Genomic DNA, 23643 nt, shown 5'->3' with positions numbered 1-23643 from the left:
TGTTATCTAAAATTAGTAACAACAAACAGTCTTACTTATGTAGCGATCTAGATTCGTATTTTACTTACTTAATTAACTAATCCAAATGCATACGACATTAACTTATTTGTCTCTGTAAAACGTTTTGTTTTACTGGATGTCCCCATGACCACTGTAATAATTCGATTATCACCTTGCTTTGCAGTCCCAGTAAAACAGTATCCTGCACTATCTGTAAATCCAGTCTTTAGTCCGTCCATTCCTTCTATATATAAACTTTTATTATTTTTGTTTAACATGTCGTTTGTGCTTATAACATTAATATTATTAAATGCTAGCTGACTTTGGCGTAAGTGAGTCACTTCTAATATTTCCGGATAATCTTTTATAAGATGATACGCCAATTGTGCTACATCACCAGCCGTCATTTTTGTTTCACTTCCATCTGGCTCTTGTAATCCAGAAGCATTTGCAAATTTAGCATGTTCCGACATTTTTAACTGTTTCGCTTTTGCATCCATAAGCTGAACGAAATCTTTCTCCGATTTTGCCATATGTTCTGCTAAAGCCACAGCCGAATTATTAGCTGACTCAATCATTAATGCATGATATAAATCTTTAACAGTTAATGTGTCATTAACTTGTACTGGGATTCTCGCTCCTTCTGTTTGTGCCGCCTTCGCACTCATTTTTACTGGATCTTCCCAGCGAACTTTCCCGTTATGTATACTCTCTAGTAAGAGATACGCTGTCATCATCTTAGACATACTAGCCGGTGCAAAAGCTTCATTTTCATTATATTGATAAATAATATCTCCATCACTCGCATCGATAATCATAGCTGCTTTTGCGTTAATTTCTGGTGGGATGTACTTTGGCGGGACTACTTTTTCAGTAAATCCTGCTTTAGGTAGTTCTGCCACTTGCAAAGGTTGTCCCTCTACATTCGCTATGCTCTTTTGATTTCCTTGGAATAAGAACCAACATATCCCTAAAATAATAACTAATAGGACTGTCATCCTTCCCCATTTTAACCGATTCATTTCAAAACTCCTTTAGCAAACCTTTTATACACTCACATTTAACCTTAACAACAATTCCTTTATATAGTCAAGGTAAAAGGTATATTTATTCATATACAGCAATGATTATTTTAATTTATTTATGTTAAACTTACAATATTGAAACGTAAGAATATTCAATAATAAAATCTCGTAAATAAAGCGAAACTTTAATCAGCCCCACCAATCGGGCTACCCGTCAAATAGCGAGATAAACTATTTAATAGAAGGGATTCATACAAATGCTACTTCCAAAATCATTAAAATACGGAGACACAATTGGGATCTACTCCCCTTCTTCACCAGTAACCTACACTTCTCCAAAAAGATTTGAACGAGCAAAATCTTACTTACAACAGAAAGGGTTTCATATATTAGAAGGTTCATTAACAGGTCGATATGATTTTTATCGTTCTGGTAGTATACAAGAGCGTGCTGAGGAGCTAAATGTCTTGATAAGAAATCCTAATGTTTCTTGTATTATGTCAACAATTGGTGGGATGAATTCAAATTCAATATTACCTTATATTGATTATGATGCTTTTCTAAAGAACCCTAAAATAATGATTGGGTATTCAGATGCAACTGCTTTATTACTAGGAATTTACGCCAAAACAGGAATCCCTACATTTTATGGACCAGCTCTCGTCCCTTCCTTTGGCGAATTTGAACCTTTTGTTGATTGCACATACAAATATTTTGCTGAAACTTTACTACATGATCATTCTCTTCCTTATCATATAAAACAACCATTATTTTGGTCAGATGAATTTATTAATTGGGAAGAAAAGACGAAGGAGAAAGAACTTCGACCAAACGATTGGATTTCAGTAATTGATGGAAAAGCTACTGGGCGTATTATTGGCGGGAATTTAAACACGATACAAGGAATTTTGGGTAGCCCCTATATGCCACATATTCAAGAAGGCGACATTCTCTTCATTGAGGACAGTTCAAAAGATGCAGCTACTATTGAAAGAAGCTTTTCATTACTTAAAATTAACGGTGTATTCGATAAAATTTCAGGTATCATTCTTGGAAAACATGAGCAATTTGATGATTGTGGTACAAATCGAAAACCTTTTGAAATACTATTAGAAGTACTTCAAAATCAAAGAATTCCTTTTCTAGCTGACTTCGATTGTTGTCATACACATCCCATGATTACCATACCTATCGGTGTTCAAGTAGAGTTGGATGCAACAAATAAAACGATACATATTGTAGAACCTTGGAAAAAATGAATTCATAGATAGCTTCTATTGTTTTACAATAAAAGCCATGATACTATATAATTTGGAATGTGAAAGGTTAAACAAAATACGTTCCAATATATATCATTAGAAAAATTAGGTATAAATATATATTTATATGCAAAAGAGAGTGAATAAATGAAACCAACTATTAAAAATTACGTATTTTTACATGTAGCTTTTTTGATATATTCTATCATTATGGTTTACATGAAATGGGCAGCTAAATTCCCCATTGCTTCCATCTCATTTTTTGTTGCTTATTTCGGACTAGTTATACTTTTATTCGGATATGCAATTTTATGGCAACAAGTAATTAAACATTTCGAAATTTCAAAAGCATATTCACATCGCGGAATTATTATACTGTGGTCAATGCTTTGGTCAGTATTTCTATTTGGAGATACTATTCAGTGGAATCATTTACTTGGTGCAGCTATTATTATCGTCGGGATTGTGGTGGTGACAAAAGATGAATAGTTATATGTTATTATTTATTTTCGGGATAATTTTAGCTAATTACTCACAAATATTATTAAAAAAAGCTACTTTGCAACAATACGATTCTAGAATAAAAGAATATGTGAATCCTTATGTTATTATCGGCTACTCTTTATTTGTAATTAACGCCGGATTAAATGTTATCGCCATGAAGGGCATGGCATTAAAACAAGCATCAGCATTAGAATCCTTAAGTTATATCATCATATTAATTTTTGGTTGGTATTTCCTAGGAGAAAAAATAACGAAACGTAAACTCATCGGCAACATGATTATTATCGTTGGTGTAATCGTTTATTGTATCCAATAGTAAAAAGCTCCGTTTATCACAAACGGAGCTTTTTACTATTGACCTAAATTTTGCACTTTATCTTTCAAATCTCGAACTTGATCTACCGTCTGCATAAGCTCAGAGTTTTTAAATTGCTCTACATCCACTTTGCCTTCTTCTATCTTTGTCTTCGCCGTATCAATTAACGTATTTAACTTTTCGTTATATCCGACGATTTGTTGATGAAGATCCTTTGCTACATCAGGTGGCGTTAATTCATTGAATGCGGGTATATCTTGTTTAATTTCACTAAGCTTCGTTTCTAATTCTTTTCGAGCCTCGCTATCATTAACGGCCTTTTCTGCTAATGCTGGTGCATCATTTGCAAATGCACTTATTTCATTTACATAGTCTGTCGCCTTTTGAGCATAATCTATGGAGTTCTTTCCTTCTTCCACTATTGAACATCCCATTAAACCAATTGAAACTATGAATACTAATACAATTGATTTTATTTTCATTTTAGACCCCCTTCGTCCTTATAATTGTCTGTAATTTTCTCTATACATAACTTCTAGCTAAATTGTTTATAACCTTTTTCAAATAGCTATTTACCCTCTTACATGCCCTATTATCGTTACAACATCTATTTCTATATGCACGCTTATAATATCTTCAATTATATCCATATACCCTTGTCCTATAGCTGTTCCATAGTGTAATGTAAGCCCCTTCTTTTCATACACTGACTTTGGCACTGAAAAAATAAATCTCCTCAAATTTCTTTCATCAGCTGGTTCCATAATTAAAACAATCCCATCCTCATCAAACATATACGCTCGCCCTCCAACTTTACATTCACTATGGCTCAGTATTGCCTTGGTCAGCAAAATTTAAAACATAATAAGTTAAGATACACTCTGCTCTATCATAAAGTGAAACTTTAATTAGCCCTCACCAGTCGACTCTTTATCGGCAAATAGCGGGATAAAAATAAAAAGCATTCATTCTTTTTTGTTAAGAATAAATGCTTTTTAAAAAATCAATTTCTAACTCTAGCATCTTTTTTTGACGAGGTTTTACTTTCCTTACGGGAACTCCAGCGTAAATATACCAATCATCTAAACTCTCTTTTACCATACTCATCGCGCCGACTGCCGTACCTTCTCCTACAATTACATTTGGAAAAATAATAGAATTAGCACCAATAATCACATGTTTTTTAAAAATAACTTTTTCTGCTTTCACATTCCTATATTGATTCGGGACGGTTGGCCCCATTAATGTATTTCCACTGAAATCATCAAGTACTGCATATACGATTGTTTTAGCTGAGATGTTTGCAAAATCATGCATTTCAATCCCAACTTCCCCTCCATATAACGCTGTATACGCTGATATGTGCGAATAACTTCCAATTGTGATTTTACCACTTAAAATGCAAAAATCATCAATTCTTACATGATTGCCAACTGATATAGCACTCGGATTATATATACTTGCTTTTTTACTAACCAATACATTTTTCCCAACAGATAAAAATCCAATTTCCTTTAGTTCTTCTTGACTATAAAAACTATTCATCTACCGACACCACCTTCTGCTCTAAACAGATTACAATTTGCTCTACTAGTTCTTTCGTCATTCCTTCCCATAAAGGTAAACTTACGATTCGTTTTACTATTTTATTCGTTTTTGTTAAATCTGTCGACTTATAGTTTTTAAAAAGAACTTGTTGGTGGCAAGATGGTGAAAAGTATAATCTAGCTTCTATTTTCTGTTTTTTCAGTTCTTCAATTACTTGTATGTTGCGAACTTCTTCTGGACAAATGATAGGCATAAATTGGTGAATAACTGCTTCTGTCTTTTGGACTTTCCACCCTTTTTTCATTAACCCAGTATTTTGTAACAACTGTTTATACCATTCAGAAATACGGGTACGTTCTTTTAATTTTTGATCCCACTTTTTTATAGTCGCAATCCCAATAGCTGCTGCGTATTCAGACATTTTACAATTAAACCCCATCATCGTACATTCACGATTTTTATCAAATCCGAAATTCCCCATTCTTTTAATACGTTGTATATCTTCTTCGTTTTTACTATATATGAGCCCTCCTTCACCAATTCCGAATGGCTTTGTTGCATGAAAGCTATATACGATCATTCCACTAAAATCTTGACCGTAATGCATCCCTCCATTCATTAATCCAAATCCCGGCGCCGCATCTACGACAACCGGAATCCCCTTCTTCTCTAATTCTTCATATTCTTCTAAGTTCATCCATGATCCAAAAGTGGCGTACGGGACAACAATCGCAACTTCTTCTTTTAATTCTTCTATCTTATCCAAAAGTACGGTTTTATCCATATACCAATCATCTATTGAAATATCAATAAAGTAAGGTTCCAATCCACACCAAATAGCGGCTAAGGCAGTCGCAGGGAATGTAAAGCTAGGCATGAGAGCATACTTTCCCTTTCTTCTTTTCTTTAGTTGAATAGCCGCCATTAACCCTAACGTTGCGTTTGCTACTGTTGTAACAGCTCCCCTGTTTTGAAAAAATGACGACATAATTGTTTCCTCAAAACGTTGATTTATAGGTCCATAATTCGTATATATGTGAGATGTATCAATTTCCTTCAATTCGTCCAAATACTCACTTACAGGTACAGTTGAAGCACGTAAAAAAGGAATATTCTCCATATCTATCTATTCCTTCCTATCATTTTCGGACAATATAGAGCATATCTGTTTCAGATAATCCAAATTTCCTAGCACTTTTCATTCCTTGTTTTTCCGCTATGTTATATAATTCTACCTTAAATCCTGCATTCATTAATCGTTGAATAAATCCCGATTGATTGTAAATTCTCACATGATCTTCTTGACCAAAAGCTAATTTCCTCAATTGTGGTGTTACAATTAATTCATTCTCTATAATAAAATCTACATTCATTACGATTGGTACTTGAATAATTCCCCATCCATTTGGCTTTAACACTCTATATAACTCTCGCATTGCTTTGTCATCATCAGGAACGTGTTCTAACACATGGCTACATAATATTACATCAAAAGTATTACTATCATATGTAATTCTTGTAACATCAATTTCCTTCATTAATGGATCCTTTGGTTCTAAGTCACCACATACATACGTAATATTTTTATACTCGTTAAACCAATCTCTTAACTTTGCTTCAGGTGCAATATGAAGCATTGTATAGTTTCTATTTAACAAGTCCGTTTCCGTTTCAATGTACGCACGGTACAATCTTTCACGATCCATCGAATTACAAACTGGACATATCCCTGTATCTTTATTCCACATTTCAAATTTATATTTCGGAAAATCATAATGTGCTGGCCAAGGTGAAAATTTTTCAAATTGTTGATTGCAATATTGACAATAACAACATTCTTTCTCAAACATATGAGCAACTAACTTGTTTAAGCCTTTTTTTATCTTTTCATTATAAATTTGATCTAGTTCGCCATTTCTTACTGCATCCTTAACTATAAATCCCGCATTTTCTAAACAATAAGATAAACTCTCTTTATACTCACTTTCGGAGCTTAAAAACCCACTATTATATGCATCTATAATTAATTCAATCCACTCTTCAATTGTCATTAAAATAAAATGCATTTGTTTTTGATTTTGTCCACTATGCTGTCTAAAATAACTAAGAGGTTCATGTATATAAACTACTTTTCCTTTCCTCATCATATCTAGCCAAGTTGCAATGTCATTAATAGCAGAATAAGCCTTTCCTTTAAAATATCCAAACTTCCCGTCAAACAAATTCCGATTAAACAAAACAGTTGTCGGCTCACCAACTACATTTTTCAAGTTTTTTAACATATAATTCCCTAATTCTTTTCCTTCAAAAAGTGTAGTTTCTTTCGCGATTTTCATATTTAATGTTGAAGGTGGTAATATCTCTCCATTCTCATCAATCAGTTCACGATATGACGTCACAAATGAAATATTTTCTAACGCCAAAAAGTATTTCATCATTCTCTCGATCTTTTCATGATGAAATAAATCATCATCTAATAAAAAGTTTATATAGTCCCCATTCGCAAGTTCTACACACTTATTAAAGTTTTCGGCAACTAACGGCGTTTCATTTTTTACATATGTAATACACTCATATTCACGTAAGTACGGTTGAATCATAGCATTGACTTCATTATTTGTACTGTCGTCAGAAATAATAATTTCAATATTTTCATATGTTTGATTCAAAGCGCTGTTGAGTGCTAATTCCAAGTAATAAGGTCTATTGTATGCAGGAATAAGTATACTTACTTTCGGTAAAGAAGAATTATTATTTATATGTTGTTTTTTCTTTTCTATGTTTATTTTCTTCGCTCTAATTTTTTGGTAATAGTCTAATGTATATAATATTGATGATGGAACTATCCTTCTTGCATAATCTAGAAAATTAGTTATCGCTTTGTCTAACTCTTTTTCAGTGGATAAGAAACCATATTGTTCTCCTGCTATAATACTGTGTGAAAAATCTTCTAACCCATCCATCATTTTATTAGATTCATTTAACTGTTGATCTGGATGTAATCGAAAGTAACTAAGTGTCTCTGCTATATATACAGCTTTTCCTTTACTTAATAAAGATAACCATGAAGCTATATCTACGTTACATAAATACCGCCTCTTATCAAAAATCCCAAACGGTTCTTGTAAATCATTTTTACGAAATAAAACTGTTGTCGGTTCTCCAATATAATTTTTTTGATCCACAATTACCTTATTTCCTAATTCTGTTCCCGCTATAATGGTATCCTCTTCAAATAAACGGACAGTCGAATAAATATGTCGTAGCTCTTTCCCTTTATCATCAATGACTTGACGATGAGATGTTACAAGCTTAATTTCATTATCTAAATCATCGAAAAAATACTTCATCATTTTTTCAATTTTATTCACATGAAATACATCATCATCCATTAAAAAATTTATATATTCACCGTTCGCTTCATTAAATAACATTAGCGCATTTTCAAATTGTCCGAGAGTTGATCTATTTTTTATATAAATAATATTTGAATGATCACATAAGTATTTTTGTAACACTTTTTCTGTTTCATCATTCGTGCTGTCATCTCCAACTATAATTTCTATATTAGGGTACGTTTGTTCTAACACACTACATAGCGCCTTTTCAAAGTAACGAGGACGATTATACGTAGGAATTAATACACTTACCAACGGAAGTTGCTCTACCACCTCTTCAGTTCTTTCAATACGAGTTCTCATTTTAACTCTCTCACCTCTTCGCATATTATTTATATACGCGACACAAAAATCACATTACTTTAACTGTATGGAGCCTATATACTTTTATGCAAACATGAAACAAATTATCATACTTTTCGTTCCTGAATAAACATATTTAATAATGCGGACATTTTATTTGCACCTTTTTTATTCATATGATCACTATCATAAAAATCATCATCACAAAATAATGGTGAATCAAATAGATCTATAATTTGAAAAGAATATTGAGTTTGAAAATCATTTATAACTTTATAAAAATCTTCTTTTAATTTCTTACTACTACAATTGAAATAATGTGAAGTAACTGGGAATACAACAATTAATGGTTTTATATCATTTTTTAACAGTAATTCTAAATATTTTTTAAAAATTATTTTATTTTCAACTAAAGTTTGAGGATACGCCAATTTAGCATGTGAAGCTGCTCTTATTTTCCCGTGTTCTTCAAAAGGAATATGAAGAGGAGTAGTATTCCATTCAGCATTTATCCAAGGCAGTATCAATGATTCATCTTTTAGTTCATCTAATAAAATATATTCAAAATGCAAATTAAAAATAGAAAGAAGTGGTTTCGGAGTATTTAGATGGGAGAATCCATCAGTGGGTAGAGGAGAGTGAACTACAGTATGATGACCATCTTGAAACAATGGATAATATACTTTGTGAATTCTATATGATTCGGAGGATAACGACATATCAAAGTAAAACGAGAAATAGGCTATTCCTATTAAACAATATTGAAATGAATGATTGTTTGATAAAAGTTGTGACGCTATTAAATAATCATAGTATAGATCTTGCGATGGAAGTGTTAATTTTATTGACTTTTTTGAGAGAAGCTCCGTACTTATGCCACAATGCGGATAAGACAAACCGGTAGCAAACAATTCATACGTCGGATCACTCTTTGCTTTTTTCATAGAAATGTATAAAGACATAAGATCCGGATTTATTTGATAGATAGAAATTAATTTATCCTTCCATTCATACATGTATTTTGTTAAATTAATAATTTTTGAACTTTGCACGCCCCTATTTATCAAGTCATTTGTAAGTTTTTCTGCGTCCCCTCTCCAAATGACTATATATTGAAAAGAACTTTCTAGACGAACAACATCTGAAACGTCCACAACATGAACTATTGTTTTACATTTATTTTTGTCTAACGTATTTCGAATCCTATCCCCTGATAATTCATCACTTAAAACAATGATTTTATATTGCTCCTTCATGTACATCCCCTCCATTATATGTATAATATGAAATTCATTTTTAATTCGTAACAATCATATACACCTGCAATCTAACAAAAAAAATAGCTCCACCATTAGGCGTAGCTATTTTTACAATTATTGCTTATTCAAATTATATTCCTTTATCTAACTCATAAAGTTTACGATACTTTTCATTTTCTTTCAGAAGTTGTTTATGACTACCTTGCATGACAATTTGGCCACGATCAAGGAATATAACTTCGTCTACATGTTCTATTCCTACAAGATGGTGCGTAATCCAAATAACCGTCTTTTCTTCCGTTGCAGAAAACATTGTTTCAATTAAAGACAATTCTGTTTTTGGATCTAAACCGATAGTCGGTTCATCAAGTACAATAATTGGTGTTTCTTGCATAAGAGTTCTAGCAAAAGCAACCCTTTGTCTTTCTCCACCAGAAAACCGCTTTCCCATTTCATGCATTTTTGTTTGTAATCCGTCTGGAAGAGAAGTAACATGTGAAGCTAATTGTGCTTTCTCTAAAGCTTTCCATATCTCTTCATCCGTCGCCTCTGGTTTGCCAATTCGTACATTATTTCCAATTGTCGTATCAAACAAATGCGGCTTTTGATTTAATACAGAAATATATTTAGATAAAAGATTCGTATGAGCTCGTTCACCATTTAGTACAACTTGGCCATTTACTGGGCTTAACGCCCCTGTTAACAATTTTAGTAAAGTAGATTTCCCTGTCCCACTTCTCCCTAAAATAGCAATTTTCTTCCCTGCTTTTATTTGTAATGATACATCTTTTAATACAATCTCATTACTATCTGGATAACTATACGATACGTGATTCAGTTCAATATCTACATGTTTTGGTTCAATATAATCTTTCTCTCCATGCAAATCCGTTTCATCATGTAAAACACTATCACTTTCTACGCCATTAAGACGATGGGTAGATTCTACATACGACGGTATTCGATCGATGGCATCTGCAATAGGAATAAGCGCGTTCGTTACAGATAAAGTCATTAATATGAAAGCTGCGATAACTGTAGGAGCAATTTGTTCACTTGCCGCTTCATTCCCAGTCCATATGATCATCGAAATAACTACAATACCTACTACTAATTGAATGATACTGTCCCGAATATGATACCAGCGTTTCACTCTCTTTTCGATTTTTAACAACTGATCATTTTGTTTTACATACTCATTAATAAATTCATCTTTACGACCACTTGCTTGCCAATCAGATAATCCAAAAACAGCATCTGTCAGTTGTTGATACAAACGGTTTCTTCCTTGCTTTAAAGTAACATGATGTTTCTTCATCAAAAGTAATGATACAAATGGAAGAAGAAAAACGATAATAGCTAACATACAACCTGCAATAAGTGCAAAAACAAAATCAAATGCACCGATAACAAGTACGAAGATACTATAAACAACTAGCGCTAATATGCTAGGAAATATTGTACGTAAATATAGGTTTTGCAAATGCTCTATATCTTCGGATAACACTCCTAACATATCACCCGTTTGAAATCGAGAACGGAAAAATAACGCCTGTGGTTCTACTATTCTATATAGCCTCGTTCTCATTTTTTCTAATATACGTAGTACGACATCATGTCCGACTAAGCGCTCTATATAATGAAATACAGCTTGCCCTATACTAAACGCTCTTGTTGCAACAATAGGAACATATACAGCCATTACATTTTCTGGTCTAAGGGCAGATTTTGAGATCAAATAACCTGAAATAAAAAGTAACATCGCTCCTGAACTAATTCCAAGAAGACCAAGGAAAATAGTTAAAGTCATTCTACCTTTATTTTGTTTTATATAAGGTTTAACCCAGTTACTCATTTCTCTCCCCTCTCTTCCCTATGAAAATGTAATGTCTCATTCTCTAAAAGTTCTTCATACGTCCCACTTTCTTTCATTTCCCCTTTATTTAAAATAAGAATATGGTCCATTTGTTTCATCCAATGTAGACGGTGGGTTGCTAAAAATACTAACTTTCCATTAAATAGACGTAACATCGCTTGCTTTATTTCAAATTCGGTTTCAATATCAAGATGTGCCGTAGGCTCATCTAATAAAATGATTGGTTTTTTACTTAAAAGCGCACGCGCCATAGCAACACGCTGTTCTTGTCCGCCACTTAGCATACGTCCACCTTCTCCAATTCTTTCGTGCATCCCATTTGGAAGTGATGTAACGAGTGAACGAAGGCCGACTTCATTAATAACTCTTTCAACTTCTTCATCTGTTGCATTTGTTTCATAAAAACGAATGTTATCCTTTAATGAAAGCGGAAAAATATAAGGTTGCTGCGGAATATAAGCGATATTTTTTTGCCAATCTTCACGAGTAGATCCATCAACTTCTACACCATTTACTAACATCTTTCCACTCGAAGGAGATAAAAAACCTGCTAATACGTCGATTAACGTCGATTTGCCTGCACCACTTTCACCAATAACACCAATAGCACCGTTACCTTCCCAAGTAAAATTAATTCCTTCTAATATAGCCTTTTCAGATTCAGTATTATTAACTTTGATGTCTTGTAATTTCAAGCTACTAGAGGCATTCCATACTATATCTTCATTTAAATCTTTCTTTTGTATTCCTTTTTGTTGTTGCAAAATCTCTTCTATTTGCTCCATCGCAATTTGTCCATCTAATGTCGCATGATAATTTGCTCCCACTTGTTTAATCGGCAGAAAATATTCCGGAGCTAAAATCAAAATTGTAAGGGCTGGTAATAGTATAATCGTTCCATCTATTAAACGTATCCCTAATCCAACTGCCACAAACGCAATTGATAAACTCGTAAAGAAATCTAATGCAAAAGAAGAAAGAAAAGCAACTCGCAAAGTACGCATCGTTGCTTTTCTATACCTTTTACTTACTTTTTCAATCTTTCCTTCGTGCTGTTCACTTTTCCCTAAATACTTTAATGTTTCTAAACCTTTTAACGTATCTACAAAATGGTTCGAAAGTACACGATATATCTCGTACTGACTATCTGCCATTTTTTGCGCTGCCAATCCGAGAAGAATCATAAATATGATCACGATAGGAATCGTTACAACTAAAATGATTCCAGACTCAATATCTAGCGTAAAAACGTATAGTACAATTAGACCTGGAACGATGCTACTTCTAATCATTTTAGGAATCGTTAATTCAATATATGTTTTAAATTTCTCAATCCCTTCAATTGATAAGGTAACCAGATGACCAGTTCCAACAGTTTGAACATACCTTGGACCTAATGTGAAATATGCCTCTATTAGTTGTTTTCTTAGTAACGACCCTGTTTTTTCAGCAAAACGTTCCACTAATATTTGTGATGTTCGAACTACTATGTGACGCGCTGCAAACGCGATACCAAAATAAACAATTTCACTTAATATTGTTTGTACTGTCTCTCCATGAAATAAAAACGTAATAGCTCGTGCTAAAAAGATTGTTTGCGCAATAATACTAAAAGCTTCTAAAATACTAATAATCGTTAACACTACATATAAAATACGGCTACCGGGATAAGACGGAAGTCCTCTTTTTCTTTTCATTAGTACTCCAAATCGTTGTCTGACTTAACAGGTTGTCTAAATACATAATAACTCCATATTTGACTTCCGATAACGAAAGGCAAAATAGCAATCGCAAAGTAAGTCATAAGTTTTAATGCATAAGCTCCTGATGCTGCGTTGTAAATTGTTAAATCATTCATTGCTCCTAAAGAGCTAATCATAACACGTGGGAACATACCGATAAATACACTCGCACTTAGTAAAATGATTGTTAAACTCGTCATAAAGAAAGCCCAACCATCTCTTCTTCTTTTATTTAATAAAGTGGACACTAATAGTGCTACAAAAGCTCCGATTGGCACCATAATCCATTCTGTTCCATGAGCAGTGAAAATGTCGGTTTTCCATAACCCCACACCAGCAAAAACAAGAAGTGTAATTAATGAAAATGGTGCAATTTTTATTGCAGCAATTCGTGCACGTTCTCTCAATTTACCAGTTGTACGTATCGTAAGAAATTGTAATCCGTGAACAATACATAGTAGGAGAAACATTACTCCTCCAAGTAACGCAAATGGATGAAGTAATTGCAAGAATCCACCTACAACATTTTTACTCTCATCAATAGGTACACCTACCATAAAGTTTGCAATCGCAACTCCCCAAAGGATAGGAGGTAACATACTTCCAATAAACATCCCCCAATCCCATGCACTCTTCCATTTATGATTATCTATTTTCGCACGAAATTTAAAGGAAACACCTCTTAAAATTAAAGCAAGAAGCATAAATACAAATGGAATATAAAAACCACTAAATAAAGTTGCATACCAGTGCGGAAATGCCGCAAACATCGCTCCGCCAGCACAAACAAGCCATACTTCATTCGCGTGCCAGAACGGTCCTATTGTATTTAAGTAAACTCGTTTTTCAAAATCATTCTTTCCTAAAAACCTCGAAACCATTCCTACCCCAAAGTCGAAACCTTCCAGTACGAAGAATCCAACAAACAAGATTGCAATAACTAAAAACCATAACTCATTAAGAGATAACATACTCTTCCTCCTTATCAAATGGATCATGGCTTTGATAATCCTTTTTCGTTTTCTTATTCTTGTGGCCCTTAATGGTACGAACAAATAAGTACACACAAATTCCACCCATAATTAAATACATTGATGTGAATGAAATAAGTGAGAATAATACTTCACCGAATGTTACATTTGGTGATACAGCATCTTCTGTTTTCATTACACCAAATACAACCCAAGGTTGACGACCCATTTCAGTCATAATCCACCCTACTGTATTACCGATGAATGGAAGAGAAATTGCATACACCATTAATTTTAAATACCACGTTTTTTCCGCTAAACGATCTTTTCTTGATAAGAACCATCCGTAAGCTCCTAGAAGAAGCATGAATGTTCCACTCATTACCATCGCTCTAAAACTCCAAAACATTGTATGCACTGGAGGAATATAATCTCCAGGTCCATATTTTTCCTCATATTGTTTTTGAATTTGATTCATCCCTTCAACTTGACCGCTAAACTTATCATACGATAATAGACTTAGCATATAAGGGATTTGAATTTCAAACGAATTTTCTTTCTTCTCTGTATCAATTTTCGAAAATACTGTAAATGGTGCTGGATTCTCACTTGTATTCCATAGCGCTTCAGCTGCCGCCATCTTCATTGGATGTGTCTTAATTAATTGTTGCGCTTGTGCATGACCGAAGAATAATACAAGCGCCGTTGTAATTGTTCCAACAATGATAGAAATTCGGAAAGATTTTTTAAATACTACAGTTTCTTGTCCTTTTGTAATTTTCCATGCACTTACACCAGCAATAAAGAATGCACCTGTTGCAATTGCCGCTGTAATTGTATGCGGGAATTGTACCCATAGTTGTGGGTTTTGAATAATGGCTAAGAAATCATTCATTTGCGCACGACCATCAGCTGCCATTTCATACCCGACAGGTGACTGCATAAATGCACTTGCAGTTAAAATCCAGAATGCTGATAACATCGTTCCAATTGAAAGGAGCCAAATACACATTAAGTGAATTCGCTTCGGTAATTTATCCTCACCGAATACCCATAAACCCAGGAATGTAGACTCAATGAAAAATGCCAGTAATCCTTCAATCGCAAGTGATGGACCAAATACATCACCTACAAAACGTGAATACGTTGACCAGTTCATACCAAACTGAAATTCTTGTAAAATACCTGTTACTACACCTACTGCAAAGTTAATAAGGAATAATTGCGTCCAAAACTTTGCCATCTTCTTATATACTTCTTGCCCTTTTACCACATACAACGTTTGCATGATCGCAATAATAAAAGCTAAACCAATTGACAGCGGAACAAAAAAGTAATGGAAAATCGTTGTTGATGCGAACTGTATTCGTGCCAATTCGAGCGTTTCCATACTAAAATCACTTCCTTCATAGTTTTTATAATAAAAGTTAATTGAGCAATCTTATCAAACTCAATTATTAAGAAATACGAAAAGACAAAAACATTTTGTATGTATTGTCGAAAAATATGAAGTTTCAGTTTTTCAAACTATTGTAATGCTATTTTTTACCTTTTCACTATTTCTGTAGTGTTTTATTCGTTAATCGAATTGTATAATATACCTGCATAGTAAATTCAGGTTATTTTTGACGTATTATTGACATCATTTTGTCTGAAATATGTCTTTTGTCATTTTTTTGAATCAGATTTTTCTCATTAGCAAAATGTGTTTTTTCAATATACTTCTTACTTTTATATCTATAAAACAATCGTTTTTCTCTTCATACACTTGACTTTCACCCGAAAAAATGTCCTCGAAACTACCCTCGATAAACGCTTGTTTTTTGTCAAGAGAAAAATGTATTTTTAAAATTCAAACTCGAAATAATGTTATTCAAAAATAGAAAATAACTTCCCTCTTCCTCGACTAAAAGTTCATTTTTTTGTCATTTTTCCAGAACAAATAAAAAAAACTGAAAGTCGATTAGACTCTCAGTTTTTTTATTTATTTTGCTGTATGTTTTCTAACGGCTGGTAAAATTTCAGTAGCAATTAATTCAATATTTTTCTCAATTTTATCAAATGGTACACCGCCAAAATCAATTTGTGCCATAAAGCGTTGTTGGCCAAATAATTCATATTGGTACAGCATTTTCTCAATGATTTGTTGTGGGCTACCAACCATTAAAGCATCACGGTAATCTATTGCATTTGTAAATTGCTGTTTCGGATACCCACCACCGCGCAGTGTAAGCATACCAGCATTAATGTGAGGGTAATATTCACTAAGTGCATCTTGTGAATTTTTTGCCGTATAAAATAAACTCGTTGTCGCAACTGGTAAACTAGCTGAATCAAATCCGCTTTGCTGAGCAGCCTCGCGGTAAGCATCTACTGACACTTTAAAGTTAATTGCTGGACCACCAAGTGTTGTTATCATCATTGGCACACCCGCGCGTCCTGCTTTAATTGCACTAGCTGGTGGACCTCCAACCGCACGCCAAATTGGTAAGTTATTATTTTTCGCTCTCGGAATAACCGATGCATGTGCGAGCGGTGCTCTGAACTGTCCATTCCATGTGACATGTTCCTCGTTATTAATTTTTAATAAAAGATCCATCTTCTCTTCGAATAATTCTTCATAATCATTCACGTCATAACCAAGTAAACTATATCCCCCAATACGAGATCCACGACCAGCCACAATTTCTGCACGTCCATTAGAAATCAAGTCAATTGTAGCGAAATCCTCATATACTCGAACTGGGTCAGATGTACTTAATATCGTTGCTGAACTTGCAATTTTTATATTTTTCGTAGCTTGTGCGACCGCACCTAAAATAACTGTATGAGCTTGCGTTGTAAAATGTGTTTGATGACTTTCACCGACAGCAAACACATCAAGCCCTGCCTCATCTGCTAACTTAGCTGTATCAATTAGTTCGTGAATTCTTTTCTCTGGCGTAATTTTCTCCCCATTATGTGGATTTAAAACATGATCACCAATTGAATATAATCCAAACTCAATTCCTTTTCTTATATCTATACGGTATTTTTCCATAGTTACTCTCCCCTTTAATAAAGTAGTATTAGTTTTTTTCTAAAAACGTTGGTAAGTCAGGTATATCTACGTATTACCTACACCTTCACTTGATTAGTCAATTGATAATGTAAAAAAAATTACTCTTGCGGTAATTCTTTTTTCTCACTATGCTTATGAACTTTCGTCATCAGCTCATATAATATTTTCTGCTCTTCTTCATTTAATACATCATCAAAAAACGAAGATTGAAATGCAAGTTGCTCTGGCAATGCTCTCTCTAAAGCTGCTTCTCCTTGCTCTGTAAGACTAATTGTTTTCGTTTTCCAATCTTGTTTTCGTACAATATATCCTTCTTTTTCAAGACGAGTTAACATTCGAGAAATGCCACCTTGTGTAACAGTTACCTTTTCAGCTAACTCCATTTGTGTTAGTGGTTGATACGTACGTATTTGCAAAAGCACATCAAATTGAGCTGTCGTTAAATCAAAACGTTTTAAAAACTCATTTGACATTTGATTACTTTGGTTCGTAAATCGTATTAAACGTAACCATATTAATGATCCTATCGTATTATCACGCATGTTTTGTCACTTCCTAGCGTTCATCTTACTATCACTTTACTACGCAAGTGATAAAAAAGCAAGAAAAAATGTAATAAATATATCGATAGAGTATTGCATAAATAATGATAAGTAAGAATTCATATAAACATGAATTCTTACTTATCATTATTCTTAACTTTTCCTTTCATTCATTACTATATTTAAAGCTGCCATAGCTTTTGGCCAACCAACGTAAAAAGCCATATGTGTTATTAATGCAACCAATTCATTCTCCATAACCCCATTTTGTTTAGCTAGCTTCAGATGAAATTGTAATTGTTCTGTATTACCGAGACTGATTAGTGCTGACACAGTACACAAACTTCTTTCTCTTAATGTTAAAGTGGCATCCCGCCACACTTCCTCAAATAATATCTTTTCACTATAATGAGCAAATGCAGGTGCCATTTCTCTCATTTTCTTTTTAATATGTACTTCAATAAGTTCATTTTTCATTTTTTTCTCCCTTTATTTTCACCATTTGTGCTATTCCTTGACCAAATGACCAGTTTTCAGCAGCTGTCTCATTTAGTGTAATAAAAATATCCGAGGTTTTAACGCCGGAATATTCCGTAATTTTTAAGGATACCGATTGATACAAATCTTTTTTCTGTTGCACCGTTCTTCCCGGTCCACATGTAATAGAAACATAAATCATATTCTCTGTTCTCTTTTCTCCTCTTTCCAACAAATAATATGGATTATATAAAAATTTGTTTTGTTGGTAGGGTAAGAACATTTGAAAATAATCATTTTCAGGGATGTTAAAATGTTCAATTAATGAAAGATGGATACATTCACCCATTTTTTCCAACTCTTCTTCATTTAATATGTTTTCAGGATAATAAATCTTCACAAAAGGCATAGATTTTCATTCCTTTTCTTATTTTTTTATATGCAACAAAATTTCATCGTGAAATGTGTAAAATCTCATATACTGTAACACCTTTATTCACTGCAATTTCAGGCTTCTCTTCATAAAAATTAAACCTACTATACCCCCATTTATCCGGATTATAAACGATTACATTCCCTAAACACTTTTCGTTGTTTTGTACATTTTCATTCATCGTTTTTAATTGAGTCCCAATCAGTGTTTTACTTTGAGAAATACTTCCTGCATATTCAACAACATATCTACTTTTCTTAAATCCATCACTTAGATTAACCACTAATGGAACACCTATATTTATTTGTTGCCATCCAAAAGATTGTAAAATGTTATCGTAATACCCTTCAAAGATAAATTTATTCATCCCTTCATGACGATTCCAAATATATAAAGGTGCATAGCAGTTATAAAAATTCCCGTCTTTCTCCGTTTCCGTAATTAAATAAGCTTTAAAATTTAGTGCTTGGAAACCATCAGTTTTATAACCATTATCCTTTACCCTTTTCTTAATAATTTCCATGTCATAATCCTTTGGCAAAATGACCTTATATTGCATTCCAATCATGTTTATCACTCGCTTTCAATCTTATATACATTATGATAAATCGATAAGTAGCTAACGTAAAATAGGTATAAATTATGTTTGGTATCATTTATAATGATAGTGCATAAGGGGCTGAGATATATGGAAATAAATGATCTTATTATATTCAAAACTGTGGCCAGTGAGGGTTCTATTAGTAAAGCTGCTAAAGAGTTAGGATATGTTCAACCGAACGTAACTGAGCGAATCAAAAAATTAGAACAAGAATTAGAAACGCCTTTACTACATAGAGATAACAAAGGTGTTTCCTTGTTACCTGCTGGTGACATTTTATTAGATTACACGAATCAAATATTAACTCTATTAGAAGAAGCGAAAGATAAAATTAAAACAAGTGGGTCTTCTTATATAATCGCGACGTCACAATCGATTTTGACTAATTATTTAAGTAAGCGTATTAAAGAAAATTTCATGAATTATCAAATATATGTAGAAAATAGTAGTCATTTGCCAAAATTACTGCAGCAACAAAAAGTTGATATGGTCATCACTTATGAGGATGATTCTGGTGCAGGTTTTAAAAAAGTATTTACTACTTCAATTTCTATAGGCTTACTAAAAGATCAAGAAAAATGTATCATTGACTATTCAAAGGAACTCTTCTTCGTTAGTAATGACAAAAAGTGTCCTTTTAGAAATAAGACGATACAATTTCTAAAAGAAAATAATTTATCTCAGCGTCAACTTCAACAATTAGATTCTTATTCGCTTATGGAAGAGTTTATTCAGGACGGAAAAGGGATAGCCTTTTTGCCGATTAAAAATGATAAATTGGTACCAATTGAAGATGTTCCAGTTGAGAAATTAGCTGTTCATTTTTTTACAAATCAAAACTCTTTCAAACAAATCCCTGATGAACTATTTGGTTAATAAAAAATCCCTCCTTTATGAATCTAAAAGAGGGATTTTCATATTCTATACAATTGATTTTTCACACATTTTGCTCCACTTCTGCGCTTTTCTCCTTCTTATTCCGTTTCATATTCTTCAGTCCCTTAACTGTCCCAACCAATCCTTTCGGAAAAACGAGTAGCACGATAATATACAATAAACCTAGAATAATCGTCCATCTTTCAAAAATCGGATATTCCGTCGCTAGTTCTGATAAATAATATTTTAGTGATTCAATAATTCCAGCTCCTGCAATTGCTCCAATTAACGTTCCAACCCCACCAATCATCGTCATCAATAATGCATTTAATGTCATTTCAATTGAAAATACAGTCGTATTAACAAAACGTAATGTAATAACAAATAAACCACCGCTAATCGCAGCTACTACTCCTGCAACAATGCTAGCAATAATTTTATAATGAAGCACTTTATATCCTAGTGCTTCAACACGTTGCTCATTTTGTGAAATTGCTTTTAATACTTTTCCAATAGAAGACTTTGTAAAAAGACGTAATAGAATAAAAATGAAGCATAAACATACAAGTGATACATAATAAAAAGTAAAACGATCACGGAATATTTCTGGTACCCCAAATGTAAAACCATCTCCTCCGTGAGTAAGCCCACGCCATTTTTCAGCAAGTACGAAAAACAACTGTGAAATAGCAAGTGTTAGCATCGCATAAAAATGACTTTTCAGCCGTAAAGAAAGTAAACCAATTATATAACTAACTATTGCTGAAATGATAATTGCAGCTACTATTCCAATTAAAAAGTTCGTTATTGATACGCCTTGTCGATCAAATAAAAGCGCTACCCCATATGCTCCTATCCCAAAGAACATACAATGACCGAACGATACAATTCCTGTATACCCAAGCAATACATCAAAACTCATTGCAAAAATAGCAAAGATGAAGATTTGAGTGAACAAAATTAACAGGCTCCGTGAATCATTTACGAACGGAAATACACTTAAACAAATGAGCATACATACTCCGAAGTATACTTTAATTCGGTCCGATGTGTTGTTCACCATTTCACCCCTTTTCACCAACAAGTCCAGTTGGCTTCACTATTAAGAAAAATAGTAACATTAACATATTAATTGCAAGTGATAAATCTGGTATAAAATACGCTGTAAAAGCACCAGCTAATCCAACAATTAAAGAAGCAATAGCTGAACCTTGTACGCTTCCTAATCCACCGATAATTACTACTATAAAAGCTAAAATTGCATACTGCATGCCCATCTCGGCGAAAATAACGCCCGAATACGGTGCTAATAAGAATCCTCCCAAAGCTGCCATCCCTGCTCCTAATAAAAAGACGAAAGAAAATATCGCTTTTACATTAATACCAAGCGCTTGAACCATTTCTTTATCCATTACACCTGCACGGATCATAAGACCTATCTTCGTCTTTTTGAGTAATAGTAGTAGTGCGATGTAAATAATTATCCCAATCAAAATAACAAATAGACGATATTTAATTAATATAATACCTCCGAATGTAAAACTTCCTTGTAACCATAACGGTAATTTTGCACTAATAGGGTTTGGCCCCCAAAATATTTTAATACACTCACTAAGAACGAGCATTCCTCCAAGCGTAACGAGCAGCTGTCGAACATGATTTCCATATACCGGTCTAATAAGAAACCTTTCTAAAATAAATCCTAGGAACATTCCCATGGCTACTGCTCCAACTAAAGCTAATATATAACTTCCTGTCATATTAAATAACCAAACACCTGTAAATGCTCCCCATGCAAATAAACCACCGTGTGCAAAGTTTAAAACGCTCATTAGACCGAAAATAAGTGAAAGACCTGATGCTAACAAAAAAATGAGCATCCCTGTTGAAATCCCATTTACAAATAAATTGATTAACACATCCATCCTTTTCACCTCGGATTCATGTTAAGAGATTCCTAAATATTTATGACACATTTCCTTATCCTTTTTTAATTCATTCATAAAACCGTTATGAACAATTCGTCCGTTATCCATAATGTAAAAATAATCACCAATTTGACTAGCCATCATAAAATTTTGCTCAACAAGTAAAACTGTTGTTTTCTCTTTCATCTTCAAAATAGCTACCATTAATTTCTCCACCATTATCGGGGATAGCCCTTTGCTCGGTTCATCAATAAGTAATAATCCATCACTATTAATAAACGCTCTTGAAATAGCCAACATTTGCTTTTGCCCTCCGCTCAAGAGCCCACTTTTCTTATTCCAAAACTGCTTTAAATCCGGAAATAGTTCCAGCATCCACTCTATTTTCCCTTCTACTTCCTCACCTTTTCCCCTAGCAAGAGCGAATGTTTCTTCTACTGTCAAATCATGAAAAATACCTTGATTTTCTGGTACATACCCTATTCCTTTCCTTGAAATTAAATGTGTAGGTAATCCACTTACTTTTGCACTATCATAATAAATTTCACCATCTGCAATGCGGTGAAATCCCATCACTGAACGTAATGTCGTTGTTTTCCCTGCCCCATTTCTACCAAACAGTACAGTAATCGTCCCTTTCTCAACAGCAAGAGATACTCCTTGCAAAATATGAAACTGATCTAAATACGTTTCTATATTATTCACTTGTAATAGTGCCACTATATAATCCCCCTAAATAAGCACTTTGTACACGCTCATCTTTCATAATTTCTTCTGGCAATCCTTCAGCTAATAACTCTCCATGAAATAAAACGATAAGATGATCTGACAAACCTAGTATCATATCCATTTTGTGTTCGATAAGTACAATTGTGCTCTCTGGATGTTTCTTAATATTTTCAATCACTTGTAATATAGCAGGGACTTCCTCAACCGAAATACCTGCCGTCGGCTCATCAAGTAATAACACATCCGTTTTTAAAGCCAATAACATCGCAAGTTCTAGCTTTCTTTTCTCTCCATGTGCCAAATCTTTCGCTAATATGTTCTCTTTCTCGTGAAGTAATACTGTTTTTAAGAAACGTCTCGCCTCTCCAACTTGTTGCTTTAATTTTGCTGAACTCGGGAAAAAACTATAGTAATCTTGTACGAATGATTGAACACTTAAACGGACATTTTCAAGTACCGTTAATTCTGGGAATATGTTTGTAAGCTGAAAAGAGCGACCGATTCCTAAGCGTGTTCGATCTGAAATCGATAGTTTTGTAATATCTTGCCCTTTAAAATACACTTCACCTGTTGTAGGTGAAATCTGTCCACTTAGTAAATTAAATAATGTTGTCTTCCCCGCACCATTTGGCCCGATAATAGAAATGAGCTTTCCTTTTTGGACAGTTAAATTTACATCTTTAATAACTTGATGTTCACCAAAAGATACACTAAGATTTTTCGTCTCTAGCAAATGTGTCACGAAATCCCTCCCTTTAAAGCCGTGAGTATGAAGGAAATATGTATAAAGAGGGT

24 protein-coding genes are annotated in these 23643 nt (G+C 33.6%); 4 read left to right on the top strand and 20 right to left on the bottom strand.

The window, feature by feature from the left end; genetic code table 11:
* Window positions 1–68: 68 nt before the first annotated feature.
* On the bottom strand, window positions 69–1022 hold the full coding sequence (locus tag BHV55_RS09845) for a D-alanyl-D-alanine carboxypeptidase family protein (RefSeq protein WP_001080871.1): 954 nt from the start codon (window positions 1020–1022) through the stop codon (window positions 69–71).
* A gap of 260 nt (window positions 1023–1282) precedes the next feature.
* On the opposite strand from BHV55_RS09845, the gene BHV55_RS09840 reads away from it, so the two are divergent.
* The 3 genes from BHV55_RS09840 to BHV55_RS09830 all read left to right on the top strand — a co-directional run bounded on the left by BHV55_RS09840 (window position 1283) and on the right by BHV55_RS09830 (window position 3104).
* Entirely contained in the window at window positions 1283–2284 is a 1002-nt protein-coding gene (locus BHV55_RS09840) for a S66 family peptidase (protein ID WP_000926324.1), read from the top strand.
* Window positions 2285–2431: 147 nt separating this feature from the next.
* Entirely contained in the window at window positions 2432–2773 is a 342-nt protein-coding gene (locus BHV55_RS09835; RefSeq protein ID WP_000805125.1) for an EamA family transporter, read from the top strand.
* Entirely contained in the window at window positions 2766–3104 is a 339-nt protein-coding gene (locus tag BHV55_RS09830; protein WP_001089868.1) for an EamA family transporter, read from the top strand. The genes BHV55_RS09835 and BHV55_RS09830 overlap by 8 nt, the downstream gene beginning before the upstream one ends.
* A gap of 35 nt (window positions 3105–3139) precedes the next feature.
* On the opposite strand, the gene BHV55_RS09825 is transcribed toward BHV55_RS09830, so the two are convergent.
* The 15 genes from BHV55_RS09825 to BHV55_RS09755 form a co-directional block, all read right to left on the bottom strand.
* Window positions 3140–3586, bottom strand: coding sequence for a DUF6376 family protein (locus BHV55_RS09825; RefSeq protein WP_000695229.1), 447 nt, complete (start codon window positions 3584–3586; stop codon window positions 3140–3142).
* A gap of 90 nt (window positions 3587–3676) precedes the next feature.
* Window positions 3677–3898 carry a hypothetical protein gene (locus tag BHV55_RS09820; protein WP_000459099.1) on the bottom strand — a complete coding sequence of 74 codons (222 nt, stop codon included), beginning with the start codon at window positions 3896–3898 and terminating at the stop codon, window positions 3677–3679.
* A 184-nt stretch (window positions 3899–4082) separates the two neighbouring features.
* Window positions 4083–4649: an acyltransferase gene (locus BHV55_RS09815; RefSeq protein ID WP_070757550.1), complete on the bottom strand. Its 567-nt coding sequence runs from the start codon at window positions 4647–4649 to the stop codon at window positions 4083–4085.
* Window positions 4642–5772 carry a DegT/DnrJ/EryC1/StrS aminotransferase family protein gene (locus BHV55_RS09810; RefSeq protein ID WP_070757552.1) on the bottom strand — a complete coding sequence of 377 codons (1131 nt, stop codon included), beginning with the start codon at window positions 5770–5772 and terminating at the stop codon, window positions 4642–4644. The genes BHV55_RS09815 and BHV55_RS09810 overlap by 8 nt, the downstream gene beginning before the upstream one ends.
* A gap of 19 nt (window positions 5773–5791) precedes the next feature.
* Complete coding sequence (locus BHV55_RS09805) at window positions 5792–8353, bottom strand: glycosyltransferase (protein WP_070757554.1); 2562 nt, start codon at window positions 8351–8353, stop codon at window positions 5792–5794.
* Between the two features lie 107 nt (window positions 8354–8460).
* Window positions 8461–9609, bottom strand: coding sequence for a hypothetical protein (locus BHV55_RS09800; protein WP_061139432.1), 1149 nt, complete (start codon window positions 9607–9609; stop codon window positions 8461–8463).
* 133 nt (window positions 9610–9742) lie between these two features.
* Entirely contained in the window at window positions 9743–11467 is a 1725-nt protein-coding gene (cydC, locus tag BHV55_RS09795) for a thiol reductant ABC exporter subunit CydC (RefSeq protein WP_070757556.1), read from the bottom strand.
* On the bottom strand, window positions 11464–13185 hold the full coding sequence (gene cydD / locus BHV55_RS09790; protein ID WP_058840158.1) for a thiol reductant ABC exporter subunit CydD: 1722 nt from the start codon (window positions 13183–13185) through the stop codon (window positions 11464–11466). Before cydD ends, cydC begins: the two co-directional genes overlap by 4 nt.
* Complete coding sequence (gene cydB / locus BHV55_RS09785) at window positions 13185–14201, bottom strand: cytochrome d ubiquinol oxidase subunit II (RefSeq protein WP_000950083.1); 1017 nt, start codon at window positions 14199–14201, stop codon at window positions 13185–13187. Before cydB ends, cydD begins: the two co-directional genes overlap by 1 nt.
* Complete coding sequence (gene cydA, locus BHV55_RS09780; protein ID WP_070757558.1) at window positions 14188–15591, bottom strand: cytochrome ubiquinol oxidase subunit I; 1404 nt, start codon at window positions 15589–15591, stop codon at window positions 14188–14190. Before cydA ends, cydB begins: the two co-directional genes overlap by 14 nt.
* A gap of 594 nt (window positions 15592–16185) precedes the next feature.
* Entirely contained in the window at window positions 16186–17241 is a 1056-nt protein-coding gene (locus tag BHV55_RS09775) for an LLM class flavin-dependent oxidoreductase (protein ID WP_000417535.1), read from the bottom strand.
* Between the two features lie 119 nt (window positions 17242–17360).
* Window positions 17361–17804, bottom strand: a complete 444-nt coding sequence (locus BHV55_RS09770) for a MarR family winged helix-turn-helix transcriptional regulator (protein WP_001205523.1) — start codon at window positions 17802–17804, stop codon at window positions 17361–17363.
* Window positions 17805–17957: 153 nt separating this feature from the next.
* Window positions 17958–18281 (bottom strand): carboxymuconolactone decarboxylase family protein, encoded by a 324-nt coding sequence (locus tag BHV55_RS09765; RefSeq protein ID WP_000787197.1) that lies wholly within the window; start codon window positions 18279–18281, stop codon window positions 17958–17960.
* Window positions 18271–18690 carry a tautomerase family protein gene (locus tag BHV55_RS09760; protein ID WP_001117234.1) on the bottom strand — a complete coding sequence of 140 codons (420 nt, stop codon included), beginning with the start codon at window positions 18688–18690 and terminating at the stop codon, window positions 18271–18273. The genes BHV55_RS09765 and BHV55_RS09760 overlap by 11 nt, the downstream gene beginning before the upstream one ends.
* Before the next feature lie 43 nt (window positions 18691–18733).
* Window positions 18734–19282: a DUF4865 family protein gene (locus BHV55_RS09755; RefSeq protein WP_070757560.1), complete on the bottom strand. Its 549-nt coding sequence runs from the start codon at window positions 19280–19282 to the stop codon at window positions 18734–18736.
* Window positions 19283–19402: 120 nt separating this feature from the next.
* On the opposite strand from BHV55_RS09755, the gene BHV55_RS09750 reads away from it, so the two are divergent.
* Window positions 19403–20191 carry a LysR family transcriptional regulator gene (locus BHV55_RS09750; RefSeq protein WP_065704346.1) on the top strand — a complete coding sequence of 263 codons (789 nt, stop codon included), beginning with the start codon at window positions 19403–19405 and terminating at the stop codon, window positions 20189–20191.
* A 61-nt stretch (window positions 20192–20252) separates the two neighbouring features.
* Here BHV55_RS09750 and BHV55_RS09745 read toward each other — a convergent pair whose 3' ends face one another.
* The 4 genes from BHV55_RS09745 to BHV55_RS09730 are packed head-to-tail and all read right to left on the bottom strand — an operon-like array spanning window position 20253 to window position 23590.
* The gene (locus tag BHV55_RS09745) at window positions 20253–21206 is read right to left on the bottom strand and encodes a branched-chain amino acid ABC transporter permease (protein WP_048568923.1); all 954 of its coding nucleotides are present in this window, start codon (window positions 21204–21206) and stop codon (window positions 20253–20255) included.
* A 49-nt stretch (window positions 21207–21255) separates the two neighbouring features.
* Window positions 21256–22116 carry a branched-chain amino acid ABC transporter permease gene (locus BHV55_RS09740; RefSeq protein ID WP_000382787.1) on the bottom strand — a complete coding sequence of 287 codons (861 nt, stop codon included), beginning with the start codon at window positions 22114–22116 and terminating at the stop codon, window positions 21256–21258.
* 21 nt (window positions 22117–22137) lie between these two features.
* Window positions 22138–22839 (bottom strand): ABC transporter ATP-binding protein, encoded by a 702-nt coding sequence (locus BHV55_RS09735; protein WP_001196696.1) that lies wholly within the window; start codon window positions 22837–22839, stop codon window positions 22138–22140.
* Window positions 22817–23590: an ABC transporter ATP-binding protein gene (locus BHV55_RS09730; RefSeq protein WP_000149337.1), complete on the bottom strand. Its 774-nt coding sequence runs from the start codon at window positions 23588–23590 to the stop codon at window positions 22817–22819. Before BHV55_RS09730 ends, BHV55_RS09735 begins: the two co-directional genes overlap by 23 nt.
* Between the last annotated feature and the right edge of the window lie 53 nt (window positions 23591–23643).

The sequence above is a fragment of the Bacillus sp. RZ2MS9 genome (genome assembly GCF_001816185.2).
GTDB classification, from domain to species: domain Bacteria; phylum Bacillota; class Bacilli; order Bacillales; family Bacillaceae_G; genus Bacillus_A; species Bacillus_A cereus.
This window is presented reverse-complemented; position numbering and strand designations above follow the sequence as displayed.